This is a genomic window from Mesobacillus selenatarsenatis SF-1 (assembly GCF_000813125.1).
Lineage (GTDB): Bacteria > Bacillota > Bacilli > Bacillales > Cytobacillaceae > Mesobacillus > Mesobacillus selenatarsenatis.
In genome coordinates this window covers 20,804-42,682 of record NZ_BASE01000090.1, presented here as the reverse complement: position 1 = coordinate 42,682, position 21,879 = coordinate 20,804, and the positions used below count along the sequence as shown (strand labels likewise).

The window sequence follows — 21,879 nt, the reverse complement described above, 5'->3', positions numbered from 1 at the left end:
TTCGTACGCTAGCACAATTACGGGTAAAATGGAGACGTTTGCTTACACAAATGTGGTGTTAACGCAAAAAAGCAGAAACCCTAAAACCAAATAGGGTTTCTGCTTTTTTATAGTTGGAGGAGTTCTCTTCCTCATTAAGCGTCGTATTTTCTGAAAGCAATTGTAGCATTATGGCCACCGAAGCCCAGTGAGTTACTGATTGCGGCATTTACCTGTTGCTTGCGCGCTGCGTTTGGCACATAATCCAGGTCACATTCTGGATCCGGTGTTTCCAGGTTGATCGTCGGCGGCAGGATTCCTTCCTTCAATGCCAGAACCGTGAAAATCGCTTCGATTCCGCCTGCTGCACCAAGCAAGTGGCCTGTCATCGATTTTGTCGAGCTGACTGCAAGCTTGTACGCGTGCTCGCCAAACACTGTCTTGATGGCCATTGTTTCATATTTATCATTATATTCAGTACTTGTTCCGTGGGCGTTAACGTATCCTACTTCTTCTGGTGCAAGGCCTGCATCATCAAGTGCCATTTTCATCGCTCTTGCTCCGCCTTCTCCTTCAGGAGCTGGAGCGGTAATATGATATGCATCTCCTGTAGCACCGTAACCAACGATTTCAGCATAGATTTTGGCTCCACGGGCCAATGCATGATCCAGATCTTCAAGGACAACGATTCCTGCCCCCTCACCCATAACAAATCCATCACGATCTTTGTCGAACGGCCTGCTCGCTTTCTGCGGGTCCTGATTAGTAGATAGTGCTGTATTTGCACAGAAGCCTGCAAACGACATTTTTGTAATAGGTGCTTCTGCACCTCCAGTAACCATCACGTCAGCGTCGCCACGCTGGATCACCTTGAAGGCATCCCCGATTGAGTTGGTTCCAGTCGCACATGCTGTGACTGTACAAGAATTAAAGCCTCTTGCGCCAAGTGTGATGGATACCTGTCCTGTTGCCATATCAGGAATCATCATCGGCACGAAGAAAGGGCTGACCCTGCGATATCCTCTGTTCATGAAGGTTTCGTGCTGCTGCTCGAATGTCTCCATCCCGCCAATTCCTGACCCAATCCACACTCCGACTCTAGGAGCGTTTTCATCGGTGATTTCCAGGCCAGAATCTTTTACAGCCATCAATGAAGCTGCGACAGCATAATGAGTAAAACGATCCATCTTCCTTGCGTCTTTCCGATCCATAAAGTTCTCAACATTGAATTCCTTTACTTCTGCTGCAACCTTTGCAGGAAAGTCATCAGCATTTAATCTCGTAACCGGGCCGATTCCCGATACACCTTCAATGATATTGTTCCAGGTAGTTCCAGCGTCATTTCCTAGAGGCGTAACAGCCCCGATTCCAGTAACAACGACTCTGCGTTTCTCCATCATTATTGCATCTCCTTTATCTGTACTCTTATTTAATATTGAGTTCATCTTGTAATGAGTTTATTTACCCCAGCGCATTGCAATCGCGCCCCATGTCAAACCGCCGCCAAAACCCACCATTACTACTACATCATCATCCTTGATCTTACCTGCTTCCAGTTCTTCAAAAAGCGAGATCGGTATCGACGCGGCTGATGTATTGCCGTATTTATGGACGGTCTTAGACATTTTTTCTACCGGCAGTTCAAGTCGCTGGCGGGCAGCTTCCATAATCCGGATATTGGCCTGGTGGGGAATCAGGAAATCAACATCCTCTTTTGAAAGTCCAGCTTTTTCAAGGACATTGATACTGCTCTCACCCATTTGCCTGACAGCAAATTTGAAAACTTCACGGCCATTCATCACAATATAGTCATCCTGGTACAAATGCTTGCCGCCTGAACCATCAGATCCGAGTTCAAAGGAAAGCACTCCTCTGTCATCAGATACAGGTCCCATGACAACAGCACCCGCCCCATCACCAAACAGCACAGCTGTATTACGATCGTTCCAATCGGTTATCTTGGAAAGCTTTTCTACACCTACTATTAAAACATACTTATATGCGCCTGCTTCAATAAATTGTTTAGCAGTAACCATTCCATACATGAATCCCGCACATGCGGCGCTCAAATCCATTGCGGCAGCTTTTTTCGCACCCAATTGATCCTGGAGCATACATGCTACTGTTGGGAAAGGCTGATCAGGCGTAACGGTTGCTACAAGGATCAAGTCGAGGTCCTCGGCTGAAATCCCAGCATTGCTGATTGCCTCAACAGCAGCACGATATGCTAAATCTGATGTGTCCATATCGTCGCCTGCAATTCTTCTTTCCTCTATCCCCGTCCGTGTCCTGATCCATTCATCCGAGGTATCCATTTTCTTTTCCAAATCAAGGTTTGTTACAACTTCCTCCGGCAAATACCGCCCAACCCCAGTTATCCCTGCATTCATGGGATCCATCTCCTTTTATCTTGGATTCTGTCTATATTTGTTAAATTTTTATTATCAATTATTATGACTTGGTACTAATTTTAGCAGAAACTGCTCTTCTTCTGCAACTGAAAATTAACAATTCCGCTCCTGCCCTAGTCCATCTGGCCAGATCAATCATAAACTGACAGTGAAGACCAATGCTTTTGGGCCGGTTGTTAACGCCCTGAGGCAGTCTGAAATAAGCCAGTCTAACCAGTTGTTTACGATTTTTTTTTAAATAGATAGAAACATAGAAAGGTGGGAGTGAAAATGGTGGATGGAAGAGACAGGGACTTATTTGGTTTTAGGCTAAAGAGAGATAATGAAGAGAGTTCCGATCAACATGAACAAGAGTATACTCATTTCGATCAATTTATGTTCGGGCGGCAAAGATATAACGAAGAATCTAGTGAGCAAAGTATGAAAAATGATTCTCCCCTCAACAAGTATCTGGGACAAATTGATTTAGATGAAGTCATGTACCATGTAGATACACTGATCACATCAGCCAGAGAGCTCAAGCCGCTAGTGGGCAAGGTAAAACCACTTTTTAACCATTTCATCGAAAAAAAATAAAAGCTGAGGCGCCCCTCAGCTTTCTTTCCTGAATTATTCTTTTGCAGCATCTGCTTTTCCCAGCTCATAAGCTTCGTTCATTACATTAGTGAAAAGCGTGAAAAACGGCTGCAGGTTATCCATTGTCAATTCAATTCCAGCCTCCTGTAGTTTTTGCTGAGCTTCCGGGAGGTATTTCATCGCGATTTGCATGAACTCCATAGTTTTATCATTACTTTGCATATAGATTATCTCCTTCTATTATATTTACTGGTTGGGCAATTTGCCGGTTTCTTTATAAGAATTGATAAAAGTGCCTATTCTTTCCCTAAACTTGGAATCGACTTTAGGACTGAACTTGCCGAGGGAAATAACTCCATCCTGAAAGTCGAATGATAGGTTGCCCGATTTTAATTCCCCATTATTGAACCTCTCAGCTGTCAATTCATACAAGTCATCAACATGCTGGACAGTACTCGTCAATACCGTCGACTCACCAAAATCTGATTGGTCCGAAATATAGCCAATTATATATAAGCCTCTATCCTTTACCCTTTCAATCACGGGTACATTATACCCATCTCCAGCAGGATAAATGACATCAGCTCCCTCATCTAATACATCATCAAGAACATCCAGCGCTTTCTTTTGGTCATCCCAGTGACCAACAAAGCGTATGTCGACCTTCATATCCTTGTTTTCAAACATCGCACCATCATAAAAACCTTCGACTTCGGGCTGCCATTCATATGCGGCAATGATTCCTACCTTACCGGTTTCGGACATGTGGCTCGCGACCATTCCGCCAAAAAAGCCCATGGCATATCCCTTAAAATTTAGGCTTGTCGTGTTTTTTGTTCTGGCATCTCCATTAAAGCTAATGAAATGTATGTCAGGATATTTCCCTGACATTTTATTGAAATAAGCTGCATACTCATTTCCATGCCCATATATGAGGTTAACTCCCTGGCGGTCGAACTCCTTCACTGCAGCCTCTACATCCTCCTGTGAATTCATTCCTTCTTTGAAAAAGACGTCAACTCCCAGGCTGGATTGGATTTGCAGAAGTCCTCGATATCCTTTCGTCCCCCACACCTGATCATTAATAGTTTCAGGCACCAACAGGCCGACTTTCTCCACCTTGCCTGTTGCAAGAGGTTGTCCGCAACCCCCTAGCAAAAGAAGGCTTAATAATATTAGCCCGAAACGTTTCAGCATCCGATGCATCTCCTTTATGCGCCACTGTGCAAATCCTTTAAATCATTCAGTGTTCGCTTTATTAAAATGGAACCGATTAAAAGAATCTTTTACCATTTTACTCTTTGGAGTATCACTTTGAAAAGTGGTTTATCGAAATTCGCTTAGACTCTGCTGTCCTGTATTCGAGTAAAATGCTCCTTTTGCCTGCTTAATCCCTTGCTGATTTGCTCATTTTTTCCTATTGTCCTGACTTGGATTGTTTCTTTTATTACTGGTGCTACAACCTCGTTCCTAAGTATTGCAGCTTCCTGGCCAATCAGCTCCTCTGCACACTGCTGCCATCTGTCCTGTTCTCCACTTGCTAGTATATACTGACCCTGTTGACCTGATTCAGCCATTTCCTGTATCGTTTTGACAGCATCATTTATATACAAGCAATCATGCGTCCACTCCCATTTGCTAAGATCAGGAATCTTCCTGCCATTATTTGACGAATGAGAGATCGCTTGCTGGAAAAAACACTCCTCCGGCTGCCAGGGACCATAAATGGTCGGCAAATAGATTGTTAGAAGTGTGGATTCCCGGTTGCCGATATATGTGCTAATTTTTGTTTCTGCCTCCCTAAAATCCACGTTTTCCTGGGCAAAATATGCAGGCAGAATAACAGCTGTCGGCAGCTTTTTTAAATGACGATCTTCTAATTTGCTGAGAAGTACTTTCAATAAATCATTTGAACCATTCCGATTCTGCAGCGACTCAAACAAAGTCACGAACAGAAACCCTTCTGCCTGCTCAGCTTCCCAATCTTGCAGGCTGATTTCTGAGAAGTTGGCATTCCTGCCGATTTCAAGACGTTTTTCCTCTGTAAAATAATCATCTATGTTTCCTGACTGATGGATTCCATCTATCTCAACGCCTAGATCAAGCATATGACGGCACAGACTATATCCTATAAAGTCATATATTCCGAGAATCGTTGCCCTTTCCATATTGAACTCCTCCTTGCAAATACTCTCTTGTATCCTATGAATCTAAAACTGAAAATATTTGCAGGGAGTTATAGGACTTGCTCATGTTTTGTAAAAAATCGTACGATTTGGCTGCCTACTTGAAGCACTTTTTCGGGAAGTACATAACTTACGGTAACTGGGAGGTCAGCTTTTTCCCATTCAACTGAAAGTTCCTTAATGATGCTTGACTGCTTATATGCTCTGTTTCCTGATAATACATGTATGATTTTTACTGGTGTTTCTTTATTGAAAGCAGGACTTGAAGAGTCATCATCAAACCTCTCAAGGAGCTTGCTAATTTCGGTTTCATATGCAGCTTCTAGTTCTGCAACAAGTTTTTTATAAAAGAACTTATTCTCTTTTTCCTGCTCCAGATGCGCACTCAGAGAGAGGATTGGATTGATCAACACCAGACTCCTGATCTTTGAATCACCATTCGCTAAAAGCTTTAAGGCAACAAGAGCTCCCATCCCCTCAGCCACTACATGGAAAGAAGTATTCAATATTTCATTACGGACGATATGGCTGCATAGCCTCATTGTTAACTCGACAGCCTTCTCACTTCCCCAATGCCTTCCATATAAATTTGAATAAAAGACAGTATACCCTTCATTTTTCAGTATGTTCAACAGTGAACGTTTACCTTCATTCTGCGTCCAGAAGCTGCTTTCGCTGTTCACAAAATGCCTTTCATCTCCAATCGTCAGGATACCGAAACCATTTGGCCTTTCAGGATAATGGATGACACTCCATTCGGTATCCAATTTGAAGTTCCGGCTCTCCATCTCACCAACCCCTTCCCTACAGATTATTCATATTACTGTATGTTATTTAACAGGAAATGAAAGGGGATTTGCCCATTTCCCCTTATTAATCCCTGCTCTTTGTGCTCAAATCTCCATAAGTCCGATATATTAATTTTACCAGGTTTTAGTAAAGTGGAAGTGTACTCTGAAAACGCTTTTCATTTTATTTAAAATTCATTTATAATTTATATGGCTTGTGGTAAGATGAGAAAAGATTTAATAATGTAAGAGGTGAAAATCGTGAAATATTTCTGGACTTTACTCTGGACATTCCTCCTGGTTCTAATGCTTAATTACGTAGCTGGCGCGATGATTGGCGTTGGGTTGGACTTAACTCAAAGCACGATCCTTGCGATTGTGGCAACAATTATTATCCTTGTGATTCCGGCAGTTCTTCCAAATGGATCTGAAGAAAATCACCAACATTAAAGTACATAAAAAAAGTCATCCGACCGGATGACTTTTTTTCATTATTACTAAGCTGCTTACTTTACACTCAAAGATATATCTCCATTTTCTACTCCAACTTCCACCTGGCTTTTCTCTTTGATTCTGCCTGAAATGATTTCCCTGGCAAGCTTTGTTTCTACGCTCCTCTGGATAAATCTCTTCAGCGGCCTTGCGCCGTATACGGGATCGAATCCTTGATCTGCTAAGAACTCTTTTGCTTCATCGGTGATTGACAGCTGGATTTGCTGGTCTGCGAGCCTTCCCTGCAAAGTCTTTACTAATTTTCCAACAATCATTTTAATCTCTTTTAATGCCAGAGGCTTGAAAAGGATGATTTCGTCCACACGATTCAGAAATTCTGGACGGAAATGGCCGCGAAGCTGGGCCATTACTAGATCCCTGGTTTCAGAAGAGATTTCATCTTCTCCACCCTGCCGGTCAAGCAAGTAATGTGAGCCAATATTGGACGTCATAATAATGACCGTATTCTTAAAGTCGACCATTCTACCTTGTGAGTCCGTTACCCGTCCATCATCCAGCATCTGCAATAGGATATTGAAGACTTCAGGATGTGCTTTCTCCACTTCATCGAGGAGGATGACAGAATATGGATTCCTTCTGACCGCTTCTGTCAGCTGGCCGCCTTCTTCATAACCTACATATCCTGGAGGTGCCCCAATCAGCCTTGAAACTGCATGTTTTTCCATATACTCAGACATGTCGATTCGAATGATATGTTCTTCACTGTCAAACAAAGACTGAGCAAGCGTCTTAGCCAGCTCCGTTTTACCTACTCCGGTAGGACCCAGGAAAATGAAAGACCCAATTGGCCTATTAGGATCCTTGATGCCAGCTCTGGCTCTGAGGACCGCGTCGGATACAAGTGATACTGCTTCATCCTGTCCAACAACCCGTTCATGGAGAATGCTTTCTAGCTTGAGAAGCTTTTCCCGCTCGCCTTCAACAAGCTTCATCACTGGTATACCTGTCCATCTTGAGACAATTGATGCAATTTCCTCTTCAGTCACTTCTTCCCGAAGGAGCCTCTCGCCTTCATTTTTGCTAACTTCCAGCTCAAGTGCCTTGAGTTCTTTTTCAAGAGAAGGAATACGGCCATGCCTAAGTTCAGCAGCCTTATTTAAATCATAGTCATTTTCCGCTTTTTCAAGTTCTCGCCGAAGTCTTTCCAGCAGCTCACGCTGTTCCTGAACCTTTTGGATGCCTTCTTTTTCTTTCTGCCACCTTGACTTCATTGCATTTGCTTTTTCCCTCAAGTTGGCAAGCTCCTTACGAAGAGTTTCAAGGCGCACTCGGCTTGCATCATCTTTTTCCTTCGTTAACGCAGCTTCTTCAATTTCCAGCTGCATCACCCTTCTGGTTACTTCATCGAGCTCCGTTGGCATCGAATCAATTTCCGTGCGAATCATTGCACAAGCTTCATCTACGAGGTCAATCGCCTTGTCTGGCAAGAATCGGTCTGTGATGTATCGATCTGATAACGTAGCAGCAGCAACCAACGCACGGTCATGAATATTCACTCCATGGTGGATTTCAAACCGTTCCTTCAATCCTCGTAAAATTGATACTGTATCCTCGACATCTGGCTCCTGAACCAATACTTGCTGAAAGCGGCGTTCCAGTGCTGGGTCTTTTTCAATGTATTTCCGATGTTCATCAAGAGTTGTTGCACCAATACAATGAAGTTCCCCGCGCGCAAGCATTGGTTTCAGCATATTCCCTGCATCCATTGCACCCTCAGTCTTACCCGCGCCAACAATGGTATGGAGTTCATCAATGAACAAGAGGATTTTCCCTTCACTCTTTTTCACTTCATTCAGGACCGCTTTTAATCTCTCTTCAAATTCTCCCCGAAATTTCGCGCCAGCTATCAGCGCGCTCATGTCCAGTGCAAAAACCGTCTTATCCTTCAAGCCCTCAGGAACATCCTTGCGCACGATCCTCTGTGCCAGTCCTTCTACAATTGCAGTCTTTCCTACTCCTGGCTCCCCGATCAAAACTGGGTTGTTTTTTGTCTTCCTTGAGAGAATGCGGATGACATTGCGAATTTCACTATCCCTGCCGATTACCGGGTCAACCTTTCCCGCCCGGACTTCCTCCACAAGGTCGCGGCCATATTTTTTCAACACTTCATAAGTTGCTTCTGGGTTTTGTGAAGTCACTCTCTGGTTCCCCCTAACCTCTTTGATTCTTGCTAATAATTTTTCTCTGCTAACTCCTAATTTCCTCATTGCACCACCTGATTCAGAGCCAGGAATCTCAAGCGCAGCCAACAAAACATGTTCTACCGATAAATAGTCATCTTCAAACTGTTTCATTTCCTTTTCAGCTTGTGCCAAAACCTTTTGCAGCGTTGCGGTAATATATAACTTCCCCTGTTCTACACCACTCCCCGAGACTTGTGGTTTCTTTGACAGGGTAAGATTTAATGCTTCTTTAACATTATCCATATTCAGTCCGATTCCAGTAAGCAAAGTTTCAGCCAGATTGCCGTCCTGTTCAAGTAAGGCAAGCAACAGGTGCGTATCATCTACTTCCTGGTGATTATGTTGAACAGCCAGGGTCTGGGCTGATACAAATGCATTCTGCAAGCTTTCTGTCATTTTATTCAAATCCACGCCCAACCACTCCTTTGACCTTTTTTGACCTTTAATTATATTATAATAAAAATTCCCAATTAGTAAAGCCATCCGCACTGGATGGCTTTAGAAAAAACAGTATGAGTTTATTCTGGAAAATGCTTTTACCCTGGCCGACCCAGGGACTGGACTATAATATGATTATTTAAATTTTGGCATGTAAGTCCAGTGGCGGTTGTGGTTGGAGTTTTCCGGAAAACGGTCCCCAGCTTTAAGTTTGACTTTTTGCGGGTTGTTGACATTGCTGCCTGTTTCTCCAATTTCAATATAAATACCATTATTCGGTGCCTTTTGTCCGGCACGGAACTGATGACTTTGACCCATTTGCCTTCCTCCTTCATTAAAGTATTCCGGCAATTTTATTATTTACTGTTTTAAATAAAGTATTTATGTATAATTTATCCTTCCAAAAAAAAGGGTTATACGGTACATTAGTGTGTATGAGAAAAAAAGCAGGAGCACCTCGTCAGTCTCACAATCGGTGCCCGCCTATAACACCGCCTAGTGTGCCTGAAATTGCCTAAGGCGCTGGCGCTGTACAATTCTCGAAGTGAATCTAGTCTCATTTAAAAAAAACGGAGGAAATCAAAACGACATGGAAAATTTCTACGAATTGCTTAAATACATATTTCTGGGTTTATTCCAGGGAATCACCGAACCAATTCCGGTTTCATCCAGCGGACACCTTGAAATAGCAGAGCATTTTTTTAACCTAAAAATTGAAGGAATGAGCTTTGCTCTTTTGATGAATACTGCCTCACTATTCGCTGTTTTGTTAATTTATAGAGCCGACATCATCCGGTTAATTGTTAATGGAACTGCATATCTTAAAAGTAAAGATCCCGAAGCAAAATCAGACTTTATGTTCATCATTTATTTGATTATTGGTACGATCCCAGCCGGGGTCATCGGGGTTCTATTCGCGGATTTTATCGAGGATAAATTAGCTGATATTAAAACGGTCGGCGTAACACTTATAGTAACTGGATTAGCCCTATGGCTGATCCGTAATATGCGTGGCCGCAAGAATGACGGAGATTTAAGCTTTAAAGATGCCATTATTGTTGGACTGGCCCAAGCAGTTGCACTTATTCCAGGTATTAGTCGTTCCGGTGCCACAATTGTCGCAGCGATGAGTCTGGGTATGAAACAAGAAACCGCTCTGAGGTACTCTTTCCTGCTTTATATTCCAGTTAGTTTCGGAGGTATGATTCTCGGATTTTCTGACCTCTTACTAGATGAGCGTATTGGGGAATTAGCATTGCCATATATCTTTGCATTCATTGCATCACTGATAGCCTCTTACTTTTCTTTAAAATGGTTCATGAATATCATGGCGCGCGGAAACTTGAAATATTTTGCGATTTACTGCTTTATTGTAGGACCACTAGTCCTCATCTTTTCTTAAATACACAAAACCGGCTAACTTTGATAGCCGGTTTTGTTTTTTCATTCAGTATCCTATCAATATTTTGCAGAGACAGTGTCCTATTTGACCTTTTTGCATACTCAACCACTCATTTGGGCTTATAGAACTTTTCTATAGGACCTTTTCATCCCTCCAGCTACTTTTCGGGCTTATAGAATTTCTATATAGAACTGTTTCACATCTTCAACCATTTAATCCTTCAATATCTCAACAAGCAAAGCCTTCTGGGCATGGAGTCGGTTTCCTGCCTGTTCAAAGACGACGGAGTGCTGGCCGTCGATGACTTCTGCTGTTACCTCTTCGCCGCGGTGGGCGGGAAGACAGTGCATGAACAGGTAGTCTTCCTTTGCAGCTTTGAGCAATGCTTCGTTCACCTGGTATTCATAAAAATCGTTTAATCTCTGCTCATTTTCGAGCTCCTGACCCATGCTGGTCCATACATCAGTATAGATGATATCCGCGCTATCAACGGCTTCTTGAGGAGATTCAGTAATGACCAAATTTGCACCACTCTGCTTTGCAAATTCTTCACAGCGAGCTGTTATTGTCTGATCCGGGAAGTATCCCTTTGGAGAAGCAATACATACATCCATCCCGACTTTTGTGCAGGCGATCATCAATGAATGGGCGACATTGTTTCCGTCACCGATGTAAGCCAGCTTAAGGCCTTTAAGCTTGCCCTTTTTTTCGGAGATCGTCTGAAGGTCAGCAAGTGCCTGGCATGGATGGTACAAATCGGTTAGACCGTTGATGACCGGAATATCAGCATGATCGGCCAATTCCTCAATTGACTTGTGCGAAAAGGTTCTAATCATGATGCCGTCAAGATATTGCGAAAGCACCTGGGCTGTGTCTGCCACCGATTCACCTCGCCCGAGCTGAAGATCGTTGCCATTTAAATAAAGGGAGCTTCCTCCAAGCTGGATCATGCCTACCTCAAATGATACTCTTGTACGTGTTGAGGACTTATCGAAAATCATACCGAGTATTTTGCCTTTGAGGGGCTTGTCAAATTGCTTTTTTAAAGTTTTTTCCTTTAAGACTACTGCCCTTTCTAACAACGTTAAGATTTCCTGTGGTTCCAAATCGGCCAGGGTTAATAGGTCCTTGCCTTTTATATCAATATTAAGCTGTTGTAGTGCTGTCACTCTGCCATCACTTCCTCACTAGTTTCTGTTAGCCATTGATCCAGGGAGCTCACATCCCAATTACCGACTGTTGTACTTTTTAATAATGCATTTAGAGTTTCTTTTTGGGTCAATACGATTTTCCGGTTCTTGACAGCCCACTCTCTCAAAGAAATATCCCTCTCTGAAGTGCCAGGACAATACAAGGCTGTCACCTTTTGGTGGTCGGTTACTTTTTCGATATGAATTAAATTTAAATTTGCTGGCTTCTTTCCAGCTTCCAATAGCTCGTTTTTATCTGCAAACGCGATCGCTCCCTGGAGAGCTTTTCCGCTGATTGAATGGAAACTCTTATTCAATGCCTCTTCAAGTGTAGGAGCGATGCTGATTCCTTCTCCTGTCGATATCATTTGCGGACCTGTCTTGGAATCCAATCCTTTTAAGGCAAAATTCGAAAACACAGGATGTTTTACGCATGTGTATCGTGCATCAGAGTTGAGTAAGACTTCATCTTTCGACAAAATATATTTCCCGAGCAATATTTTTGTCGCTTTTTTGACTAAGTCAACACCTGCTACTTTGCTGACGATTGGCATTGTCCTGCTCGAGCGTGGATTGACTTCAAGCAGATACATTTCATTTTCCTTCACAATGAACTGGATGTTCATTAATCCCTTATACTTTAATTCATGCACGATTCTTTTTGCATATTCTGCCATCAGCCTCTTTGTTTTGTCTGAGAAGCTTTGTGCAGGAATAATGCAAAAACTGTCTCCTGAATGGACACCTGTTTTTTCGATGTGCTCGATGATGGCTGGAATCAGGATATGCTCCCCATCGGATGCAAGATCAAGTTCTGCTTCAGTTGCTTCAAGGTATTGATCTACAAGAATTGGATATGAAATACTGCCTGCCACGAGAACATTATTTAGTTCCTGTGCGTTTCGAAGCACCACCATATTTAGTCCGCCAATGACATACGAAGGCCGAATCAATACTGGATACCCTAACCGCCTCACAGCACTAAGCAGTTCCCTCTCATCCTCAGCTGTTTCACCCTTTACACGAGGAATTTGAAGCTTGTCGAGCAGCTGGTAAAATTGATCCCGGTCTTCAAACATATCAATAGTTGCCGAACTCGTTCCTAGCAGCTTGACTCCCGCTTCCTCAAGACCTTTTGCCAGATTCAAGGCGGTCTGCCCCCCCAACTGGACTATGACTTCCTCTATCCCTTCCATATCAATCACGTTCAAGATGTCTTCCAGAGTTAACGGTTCAAAATATAATCGGTCCGAAATCGTAAAATCAGTGCTGACGGTTTCTGGATTATTATTGATCATGATTGTTTCTACATTTTCTTCTTTGAGGGCAAAAACGCCATGAACACTGCAATAATCAAACTCAATTCCCTGACCGATACTGATTGGACCGCTGCCAATCACTAGCACCTTTCGTTTATTGCTTTTAACTGTCGCCTCATTTTCTCCAAGATAGCTGGAGTAAAAATAATTGGAAGCAGATTCAAATTCGGCTGCACATGTATCGACCATTTTATAAACAGGTGTGATTCCTTTCTTTTTTCGCAGCTCCCTGACCGCTTTCTCACTAACCTTCCACTCTTTTGCCAGGTAGGAATCACTGAACCCCTTTTCTTTCAGGTATCTTAATTCTGACGCTGTGATATTTTCTATTTCAAGCCCTTCGATATCCTTCTCAATGTCGGTCAAAGACTTGAATTTATTGAGAAAGAATAAATCTATTTTTGTTTTCTCATGGAGAGAATGTATTTCCTCCCCCCGACGCAGCAGTTCAAGCAATGCAAAAACCCGCTGATCTGTCTGTTTTTCTACCAAAGTATATAGCTGTTCGACTGTATATTCTTCAAATTCCGGCAGTCGTAAATCCAGAGTTTTTATGTTCAGTGAACGGACGGCTTTAATAAAGGCTCGTTCGAAGCTTCGATCTATTGCCATCGCTTCCCCTGTTGCCTTCATTTGCGTACCCAGCGTCCTGTCGATGTGCGGAAATTGCTCAAACGGCCATTTCGGTATTTTCACCACTACATAGTCGAGCGATGGCTCATAGCTGGCAAAGGTAGTGCCTGTTACAGGGTTTATTATCTCGGCAAGATTGCATCCGACTGCCAGCTTTGCCGCCATCCGTGCGATAGGATATCCTGTCGCTTTTGATGCGAGCGCTGAAGATCTGCTGACCCTCGGGTTCACCTCAATTAAATAGTAATTTTTGCTCTTTGGATCGAGGGCAAACTGGATGTTGCAGCCTCCAACGATCCCTAGCGCTGAAATGATTTTAACGGCGGATGTCCTAAGCATCTGGTATTCTCGATCTGTCAGCGTCTGTGAGGGAGCTACTACTATTGAATCGCCTGTATGGATGCCAACCGGGTCAATATTCTCCATATTGCAGATGGCGATACAAGTACCAGCGGCATCACGCATCATTTCATATTCGATTTCTTTAAAGCCTGCGATGCTTCTTTCGACAAGGCATTGCTTTATCGGACTCTCACTTAACCCGCCCGAAACTAGAGAGATCAATTCTTCCATCGTTTCAGCTATCCCGCCGCCTGTGCCTCCCAATGTGTAAGCTGGCCTTACAATCAGCGGAAAGCCAATCTTTTCAGCAAAAGCGACTGCCTCTTCAACTATTTGAACAATTTCACTTTCCGGCACAGGTTCATTCAAATCATGCATCAAGCTGCGGAAGGCTTCCCTGTCTTCTCCTTGCTTAATACTTGCAACCGAGGTTCCCAGCACTTTTACATTGTACTTTTCGAGAATTCCTTCTTCACTTAACTTAAATACAAGATTCAATCCTGCCTGGCCGCCAAGAGTCCCTAAAATACCATCCGGCTTTTCCCGCTGGATCACTTTTTCTACACCTTCTGTTGTCATCGGTTCAAAATAGACTGCGTCAGCGAATACATGGTCTGTCATGACGGTTGCCGGGTTATTGTTTACAAGAATGACCCGATAGCCTTCTTCTTTTAGGGCAATGCACGCCTGTGTCCCTGCATAATCAAATTCAGCGGCCTGGCCGATGATAATCGGTCCAGAACCTATTACTAATATTGATTTAATCTTTGTATCCTTAGGCATAGCTGACTTCTCTCCGGTTTCTGTATTTGACTGTATTAATGAAATCTTCAAATATAAATACACTGTCTTCGGGACCCGGGCTGGCTTCAGGGTGGAATTGGACAGTCATCAGCGGCCACTTTTCATGGTAAAGGCCTTCGATGGACTGATCATTTTTGTTGAAGAAACGGACCTTCAAACCAGTGCTGCTGATACTGTTTTGATTAACAGCATAGCTGTGGTTTTGCGAGGACATGAATACTCGATTGCTATTCACATCGTATACAGGCTGGTTTGCGCCTCGATGGCCGAACAGCATTTTTTGTGTATCCCCTCCAAGCGCCAGCGCTGCCAGCTGATGCCCGAGGCAAATCCCCAATACCGGATAATGCTCGATTACTTTCTTGATTTCATGCAGCTGCCCAAATAATTCTTTCGGATCACCAGGTCCATTAGATAAAAGCACCCCATCAGGCCTCAATGCAGCAATTTGTTCAAAGCTATAATTGTAAGGAACAATTGTCACCAGACAATTTTGTTCGACCAGATAGTCAGCAATCGATTTCTTAAAACCGTAATCAATTAACACAATATGAGTGTCACCAAAGCCGATAGATTCTGGTGCCACCGAAGATACCTCCTGCACCTTGAGACCATTAAAACTGTCACAGCTTGATTCACAAACTGGTTCGAGCGATAAAAGTGCAGGCATCGTCCCGTTCTGGCGGATGCATTTTACGAGCTCACGAGTATCAACATGCTCGAGTACAGGAATACCCCATTTCTCCATATACTCTGTAAATGAGTGCTGTGCTTCATAGTGATAAGCTGTTTTGGCGGCTTCTAAAACGATTACTGCTGCAACATGCGGCTTCTTGCTTTCAAAATCCTTATCATTGATGCCATAATTTCCAATCAGCGGGTATGTGAAAACAATGATTTGATTCTTGTATGAAGGATCAGTCAGTACCTCTTGATAACCTGTCATTCCTGTGAAAAATACAATCTCACCGGCAATGCCCTCTTCAGCTAGCGATCCTTGCAAGTGCCCCTGAAACGTCTTGCCGTCAGCCAGATGCAGATATCCTTTCATCAGTCACCTCTCCAAACGTATATTTATTTATATTAATTTATTTTTATACATAAAATCTCAAAAAAATTTACTGCTATAATGCTGTTATCTTAGATTTAATTAAAGTTCCTTTTAATAAAGAAACAGCCTTTTCTATCTCCTCTGCTGTAACATTCAGCGGCGGAAGCAAACGGACTACCTTTTCTCCTGCCGGCAACGCAATAAGTCCTGATTTTCTCATCTCAGCTAATATTGGCTGTGCAGCAACAGTCAGTTCAATTCCAGCCATCAATCCCAGTCCCCTGATTTCTTTCACCACTTCCAAACAGCACAGTTCCTTGTGCAGCAACTCAAACAGTAGTCTACTTTTATCGGATGCCTCCTTTAAGAATTCATCGTTAAAAATGATGTCCATAACAGCGATCGCTGCTGCCGTACTGATCGGATTTCCCCCAAATGTCGATCCATGGGTTCCTGGACCAAAAAACTGCGCCAGTTCCGCTTTGCCGATGGCAGCTCCTATTGGAAGTCCGTTACCAAGACCTTTTGCAACGGTAATGATATCAGGTTCAATCCCAAAATGCTGAAATGCAAATGGCTTCCCTGTCCGCCCGATTCCGGTCTGGATTTCATCGATAATTAGCAGGACGCCGTTTTCAGCACATAACTTTGCAGCTTCTTTTATAAATTCGGTTGATACGACATGGATACCGCCTTCCCCCTGGACAATTTCAACCATTACCGCCGCTGTATCAGAGTCCAGTTCAGTTTTTAAAGCTTCCAGGTCATTGAATGGCAGGTGGATAAATGTTTCAAGCATGCTTCCAAACCCTTGCTTGATTTTTTCCTGTCCAGTCGCAGCCATCCCGGCGAAAGTCCTGCCGTGAAAGGATTGCAGGAACGTGATGATTTTGGTTCGGCCAGTAGCTTTCCTTGCCAGTTTAATAGCTGCTTCGTTTGCTTCAGCTCCACTATTGGCAAAAAAACACAACCCAGTCCTGATCCCTCTGCGAGCTTTTTCGCTGCTTCTTCCTGGATGCTTTGCGGAAATAGATTCGATACATGCCAGAATAAATCCAGTTGTTCCTTGATTGCATGTTCCACTGCTTCAGGGCGATGGCCCAAATTGCAGACACCGATGCCTGAAGTAAAATCAAGGTATTGTTGTCCGTCCTTTCCATATATGATCGACCCTGCTGCTTTTTCAGGTTCGATTTCCCATCGTTGATAGGTCGGAAATAAATGACTCATTTAAACACCTCTTCTTTTGCGGCAATCGCTGTTCCGTGCCAGCAGTTATTTGTATAGAATTGCTTTTTGCCAGATATGATCATGACAGTGTCTACTCCTGCCGCTGTAGCTGACAATGCGGATTTCACCTTTGGAACCATTCCTCCATAGATGCTTCCTTCAGAAATATAGCTTTCTATTTGGCTATCAGTAATTTCGCTCATCAACTCACCATCTATCAGGATTCCGTCAACATTGGTTACGAATGCACAGCGTTCAGCCTTCAAGGCTTTCGCTATCGAAGCAGCAGCATAATCGCCATTTATATTAAGCTTGCTGCCATCCTCGGCAATGCCGATTGGCGTAACCACTGGAATATAGCCATTATGAACCGCCAGCATAATCAGTTCAGTGTTTACCTTGGTAATAGTCCCAACATATCCTAAGCCCTGTTTATCAATATATTCCGCCTGAAGGCAAAGTCCATCGCTGCCATTGATGCCCAGAGCATTGAAATCCTGCTTCGTTAACATGCTGCATAGCTGACGATTGGTTTGTCCGGACAGTACCATTTCAACAATTCCCATCGTCTTTTCACACGTCACTCTAAGACCATCTTTGAAATTCGCCGGGATATTATATAAATTTAGCATCGAATTGATTGCTGGTCCGCCCCCGTGAACGATGACGGGAGAAAAACCATCCTTCATCAATTCTTCTAGACTATTGAAGAAATTGTCATTAAGCTCCTCTAACACACTTCCGCCGCATTTAATGACCACTGTTTCCAATGAATCCGCCCCTTTATGTCCGATAGCTTGCATTTATTTTCACATAATCATAGGAAAGATCGCAGCCCCAGGCCATTCCTTTCCCTTCACCCACATGGAGGTCAACGAAGATTTCGACCTTGTCATTCAACAGATACTCCCTCGCCTGATCTTCATCAAAGGCAACGGGTGTACTATTTTTCAGCATAGTAATTTCTCCAAGGGAGATATCGACTGTTTTTGGATTTAAGGATGCCTGACTTTGACCAATCGCGCCAATGATCCGTCCCCAGTTCGCATCGGCCCCGTAGACTGCTGTTTTGACAAGATTGGATCCGGCAATCTGTTTACCTATCACTCGAGCCTCTTCATCAGACATTGCGCCTGCTACGGATATCTCAATTAATTTAGTTGCTCCCTCTCCATCCTTTGCGATCTGTTTTGCTAGACTTGCACAGCTTTCTTTTAACAGTTCTACAAAAACTGGCCAATCTGGATGGTCTGGATTCAACAACTGATTTCCAGCACTTCCATTTGCCATCACCAGAACCATATCGTTCGTTGATGTATCTCCATCTACTGTAATTTGATTGAAGGTTGTGTTCGTTACATTTTTTAGCGCGGCAGTCAGGTTTTCACTTGAGATATTTGCATCTGTTGTTAAAAAACCAAGCATCGTTGCCATATTTGGGTGAATCATCCCTGAACCTTTCGCGGCTCCACCCATACTCACTGTCATCCCGTCAATTTCGGCAGAATAACAGCAGCTTTTCATTACCGTATCCGTTGTCAGGATTGCCGTTTGGAAATCTCTTGCATCATCAGCTTTTTTGCCGGTGGCCAGCTTGCATATTCCAGATTCGATTTTTTCCATTTGCATAAATTCACCAATGACACCCGTAGACGCAACAGCAACATGATGTTCAGGAATTCCTATTTTTGCTGCAGCCAATGAGCGCATTTTCAATGCATCCTGATATCCTTGTTCTCCAGTACAAGCATTCGCACATGCACTGTTGACGACGATTGCCTGGAGGATCTTTTCCTTTGCAATACTTTGCTGTGTAACCACCAAAGGCGCTGCCTGAAAGTGACTCGTCGTATATACAGCAGCACAGCTTGCCGGCTTCTCGCTTACAATCATCCCTAAATCATGCTTTGCATAGCGCAGCCCTGCATGTACTCCGCCGCACTGGAACCCTTTTGGGGTTAAAATTCCTCCATCAGGGATTTTTTTTATTAGCTGCTTGTCGGTCATTGCCTGATACATATTTTCCTCCTTTATGGGTACAGTGGAATCATCTTTAGTCCTGCTGTTTCCTCTAATCCAAACATGATATTGGCATTTTGCACCGCCTGCCCTGCGGCACCTTTCATTAAATTATCGATAACTGATACAATTGTCATCCTTCCAGTCCTGCTGTCCGCGTGCAATCCAATATCGCAATAATTCGATCCCTTGACCTCTTTGACTGACGGGAACACTCCATTTTTCCTTACTCTTACAAATGGATGACCATCATATGCTTCTTTATATAAATCTATCAGCCTTGAAGTATTCAAATCTTCTTTTAACTGCACGTATATTGTAGCCATGATTCCCCTGGTAACAGGTATTAAATGTGTGCTAAAGGTTATCTTTACCTCTTCGCCATTCCAAAGGCTAAGCTGTTGTTCGATTTCCGGGATATGCTGGTGCTCATTCACTTTATAAATTTTGAAATTTTCATTCAACTCTGCGTATAACGTGCCCATTGACGGAGACCTGCCAGCACCGGATACGCCAGACTTAGCGTCAATGATGATACTATTCTTCTCAATCAGCTTCTCTGTCAGCACCGGTGCCAACCCTAGGAGTGCTGCAGTCGGATAGCAGCCTGGATTGGCCAGCAGGTTCGCATTCATAATCTGCTCTCTATTCCATTCACTTAAGCCGTATACTGCTTCATTTAAAATAGAGGTATCGACCGATTCATGCTTATACCATTCTTCATATGCTGATGCGTCTTTTAATCTCAAGTCACCTGATAGATCAATAACTTTTATGCCTTTTTTAAAAAATGATTCAACAAGCTTTCCGGAAACTTTTGAAGGGGTTGCCAGGAACACAATGTCTGCTTCATCGGCTATTTTATCAGTGTCAATCTTGGTGAGGACCTTATCAAAAATTCCTGTTAAATGGGGATACTCTTCGGAAACAGGTTTTTCATCTCTTGTTGAGTGGATTGAATGAATACTGATATATGGATGATTTGCCAGGATACGAATCAATTCTCCCCCACCATATCCAGTGGTACCAACGATCGCTGCCTTCATTTGAAACCTCCTTTCAACTTATGAATAAATAAACATATAAATTTATATTTATAAATAAATTTCTTTTTATTATAAAAACAACGGAAGGAAAACGCAATAGATTTATTAACAATATGTGAACAATTCACAATTTTATTGCTGGCTTTGTATGCTTTACAATATAATTATATTAATATCAGATACGGAAGGGAGTATAATGCTCCCGTAAATAAGGTGGTATTCATATGTTGACTGCAACAACGTTGTCACCAAATTTGAATAAGCTTTTTGAAAAGGTCCACAGAATCAAAAGCATTGACAAAGGACGCTTCCTTTTTGAAGAAGGCAATACCGCAGATGAGCTGTACATTATTCAGAGCGGGAAATTTCAGATAAGCAAGATGGTACCTGATGGCCGCGAGTTAACAATCAGAATGTGTTCAGCTGGCGAATTGGTTGGAGAATTATCATTGTTCAGCCAAGCATCTCAGCATATCTTGAATGCCCGTGCCTCGGAAAGCGGGACGGTGGCGGTTATTCAAAAGGATAAGCTCGAGGCTGAAATCGAAAAGGATAACGGGCTGGCACTGGAACTAGTTAAATGGCTTTCCCTGCAGCACCGCAAATCGCAAACAAGGTTCAGGGACCTTGTCCTACATGGTAAAAAAGGTGCTTTGTACTCAACCCTCATCCGGATGGTGAACAGTTTCGGAGTAAAAACAGAAGATGGCTTGAAGATTGATGTATCGCTTACGAACCAGGAGCTCGCAAACTTTTGCGGGACCTCACGCGAAGTCGTGAACAGATTGTTGAGCGACCTAAGGAAGAGTAATATCATTTCAATTGATAAAGGATTCATAACTGTCCATGCACTCAATCGTCTAAAAAGAGAAATAGATTGTGAGAATTGTCCGGTTGAAATATGCAATATAGAATAGCAAAAGCCGCCAGTTCATCACTGGCGGCTTTACTTATTGATTGATTTTGCATTGGTTATTACAGGATTGCAAATAGCATGATGATAAAAAACAGCACTGCGTTTACGATCTCGTATATACCTACCTTCATGACAGAAAGTGGTTTACCGTAAAATGCTATAGCTCTGATCAAGCTTGGCACTGCGGCAACAGCGACTATGACTTCTCCAGCTGCGAGCCACAGAACAGGGACCAAAAGATGGTATGTCCAGGAAATCCATTTGAATTGGCTGTTTTTCTTTTCGCGAATCATTGTTTTCACGTAAAATGTACTTCCCGTGAAAAATAGAATACTGGAAGCAAAAACAAGGATTGCATTTTCATTGATTTCCCCACTTGGCAGAAAGCTGCTGGCCAAACCGGCAATAGAAAATACAACGATGGCACTTAGATCATTCAATAGCGCCCGGTCTCTATTTTTAGCAGAGAAGTATGCATTGAGCATAAAAAACGGAATCATCGCAAGTCCGAAACTTACGATTGTTGGTGTAGTGAACAATGGAACCATTAAGAACACAAGCGCAGGTATCATATAAATAAGCACCCATTTACGATAAAATGGGATTTTCTTTTTCTTGAACATCAATAGAAGCGGATATGTTCCTAAATATAGTAATAGCCATCCAATAAAAAACGGGATATGCTGCCAGACTATTTCACTTGCCGCTGCTCCAAGCCAGAAAGGGATGATCAACATCGCCCAGGCCCCATGCTGTTTTGGCATAAATAACTTCATGAATGAACACTCCCTTTTGTTTCTTACCTTAAATATAAAGCAGGCAAATGGTTTAATAAGTGAAACACATCACATTT

19 protein-coding genes and 1 pseudogene are annotated in these 21,879 nt (G+C 42.9%); 4 read left to right on the top strand and 16 right to left on the bottom strand.

All coding sequences use genetic code 11. The annotated features are described in order from the left end of the window. Positions 1 to 134: 134 nt before the first annotated feature. Entirely contained in the window at positions 135 to 1,376 is a 1,242-nt protein-coding gene (fabF, locus tag TY49_RS18255) for a beta-ketoacyl-ACP synthase II (RefSeq protein WP_041967349.1), read from the bottom strand. Between the two features lie 60 nt (positions 1,377 to 1,436). Beyond that, positions 1,437 to 2,369 (bottom strand): beta-ketoacyl-ACP synthase III, encoded by a 933-nt coding sequence (locus TY49_RS18250; protein WP_041967346.1) that lies wholly within the window; start codon positions 2,367 to 2,369, stop codon positions 1,437 to 1,439. A 291-nt stretch (positions 2,370 to 2,660) separates the two neighbouring features. Here TY49_RS18250 and TY49_RS18245 point away from each other — a divergent pair, with 291 nt between their 5' ends. Further along, positions 2,661 to 2,966, top strand: coding sequence for a hypothetical protein (locus TY49_RS18245; RefSeq protein ID WP_041967345.1), 306 nt, complete (start codon positions 2,661 to 2,663; stop codon positions 2,964 to 2,966). Positions 2,967 to 2,999: 33 nt separating this feature from the next. Here TY49_RS18245 and TY49_RS18240 read toward each other — a convergent pair whose 3' ends face one another. From TY49_RS18240 to TY49_RS18225, 4 genes are all read right to left on the bottom strand, one after another. Next, positions 3,000 to 3,188: a ComZ family protein gene (locus TY49_RS18240; protein WP_041967344.1), complete on the bottom strand. Its 189-nt coding sequence runs from the start codon at positions 3,186 to 3,188 to the stop codon at positions 3,000 to 3,002. 24 nt (positions 3,189 to 3,212) lie between these two features. After that, positions 3,213 to 4,163, bottom strand: a complete 951-nt coding sequence (locus tag TY49_RS18235) for a BMP family ABC transporter substrate-binding protein (protein WP_084135541.1) — start codon at positions 4,161 to 4,163, stop codon at positions 3,213 to 3,215. Positions 4,164 to 4,306: 143 nt separating this feature from the next. Continuing rightward, positions 4,307 to 5,134: a hypothetical protein gene (locus TY49_RS18230; protein ID WP_041967342.1), complete on the bottom strand. Its 828-nt coding sequence runs from the start codon at positions 5,132 to 5,134 to the stop codon at positions 4,307 to 4,309. Between the two features lie 68 nt (positions 5,135 to 5,202). Next, the gene (locus TY49_RS18225; protein ID WP_041967341.1) at positions 5,203 to 5,940 is read right to left on the bottom strand and encodes an alpha/beta hydrolase family protein; all 738 of its coding nucleotides are present in this window, start codon (positions 5,938 to 5,940) and stop codon (positions 5,203 to 5,205) included. A gap of 261 nt (positions 5,941 to 6,201) precedes the next feature. Between TY49_RS18225 and TY49_RS18220 the strand changes: the two genes are divergently transcribed. Beyond that, positions 6,202 to 6,390, top strand: coding sequence for a YjzD family protein (locus tag TY49_RS18220; protein ID WP_041967340.1), 189 nt, complete (start codon positions 6,202 to 6,204; stop codon positions 6,388 to 6,390). Positions 6,391 to 6,446: 56 nt separating this feature from the next. On the opposite strand, the gene clpB is transcribed toward TY49_RS18220, so the two are convergent. Together clpB and TY49_RS18210 are read right to left on the bottom strand one after the other, a co-directional pair. After that, on the bottom strand, positions 6,447 to 9,047 hold the full coding sequence (gene clpB, locus TY49_RS18215) for an ATP-dependent chaperone ClpB (RefSeq protein WP_041967339.1): 2,601 nt from the start codon (positions 9,045 to 9,047) through the stop codon (positions 6,447 to 6,449). 162 nt (positions 9,048 to 9,209) lie between these two features. Beyond that, entirely contained in the window at positions 9,210 to 9,392 is a 183-nt protein-coding gene (locus TY49_RS18210; protein WP_041967338.1) for a YjzC family protein, read from the bottom strand. 271 nt (positions 9,393 to 9,663) lie between these two features. Here TY49_RS18210 and TY49_RS18205 point away from each other — a divergent pair, with 271 nt between their 5' ends. Next, positions 9,664 to 10,476 (top strand): undecaprenyl-diphosphate phosphatase, encoded by an 813-nt coding sequence (locus tag TY49_RS18205; protein WP_041967337.1) that lies wholly within the window; start codon positions 9,664 to 9,666, stop codon positions 10,474 to 10,476. A 212-nt stretch (positions 10,477 to 10,688) separates the two neighbouring features. Here the strand turns inward: TY49_RS18205 and argF are convergent, their stop codons facing one another. From argF to argC, 7 genes and pseudogenes are all read right to left on the bottom strand, one after another. Beyond that, positions 10,689 to 11,645 carry an ornithine carbamoyltransferase gene (gene argF, locus TY49_RS18200; RefSeq protein ID WP_041967336.1) on the bottom strand — a complete coding sequence of 319 codons (957 nt, stop codon included), beginning with the start codon at positions 11,643 to 11,645 and terminating at the stop codon, positions 10,689 to 10,691. Then, positions 11,642 to 14,743 carry a carbamoyl-phosphate synthase (glutamine-hydrolyzing) large subunit gene (gene carB / locus TY49_RS18195; RefSeq protein WP_041967335.1) on the bottom strand — a complete coding sequence of 1,034 codons (3,102 nt, stop codon included), beginning with the start codon at positions 14,741 to 14,743 and terminating at the stop codon, positions 11,642 to 11,644. The genes argF and carB overlap by 4 nt, the downstream gene beginning before the upstream one ends. After that, entirely contained in the window at positions 14,736 to 15,815 is a 1,080-nt protein-coding gene (locus TY49_RS18190; RefSeq protein ID WP_041967334.1) for a carbamoyl phosphate synthase small subunit, read from the bottom strand. Before TY49_RS18190 ends, carB begins: the two co-directional genes overlap by 8 nt. A 73-nt stretch (positions 15,816 to 15,888) precedes the next feature. After that, positions 15,889 to 17,045 (bottom strand): annotated as a pseudogene (argD, locus tag TY49_RS18185) (acetylornithine transaminase). Then, positions 17,042 to 17,848 carry an acetylglutamate kinase gene (argB, locus tag TY49_RS18180; RefSeq protein ID WP_198135650.1) on the bottom strand — a complete coding sequence of 269 codons (807 nt, stop codon included), beginning with the start codon at positions 17,846 to 17,848 and terminating at the stop codon, positions 17,042 to 17,044. The pseudogene argD and the gene argB overlap by 4 nt, the downstream one beginning before the upstream one ends. Then, a complete protein-coding gene (argJ, locus tag TY49_RS18175) occupies positions 17,829 to 19,064 on the bottom strand; it encodes a bifunctional ornithine acetyltransferase/N-acetylglutamate synthase (protein ID WP_041967332.1) in 1,236 nt (411 codons plus the stop codon). The genes argB and argJ overlap by 20 nt, the downstream gene beginning before the upstream one ends. A gap of 11 nt (positions 19,065 to 19,075) precedes the next feature. Then, positions 19,076 to 20,110, bottom strand: coding sequence for an N-acetyl-gamma-glutamyl-phosphate reductase (gene argC, locus TY49_RS18170; protein ID WP_041967331.1), 1,035 nt, complete (start codon positions 20,108 to 20,110; stop codon positions 19,076 to 19,078). Between the two features lie 224 nt (positions 20,111 to 20,334). Between argC and TY49_RS18165 the strand changes: the two genes are divergently transcribed. Continuing rightward, on the top strand, positions 20,335 to 21,027 hold the full coding sequence (locus TY49_RS18165) for a Crp/Fnr family transcriptional regulator (RefSeq protein WP_052442232.1): 693 nt from the start codon (positions 20,335 to 20,337) through the stop codon (positions 21,025 to 21,027). Positions 21,028 to 21,085: 58 nt separating this feature from the next. On the opposite strand, the gene TY49_RS18160 is transcribed toward TY49_RS18165, so the two are convergent. Next, positions 21,086 to 21,802, bottom strand: coding sequence for a YwiC-like family protein (locus TY49_RS18160; RefSeq protein WP_041967330.1), 717 nt, complete (start codon positions 21,800 to 21,802; stop codon positions 21,086 to 21,088). Positions 21,803 to 21,879 lie beyond the last annotated feature (77 nt).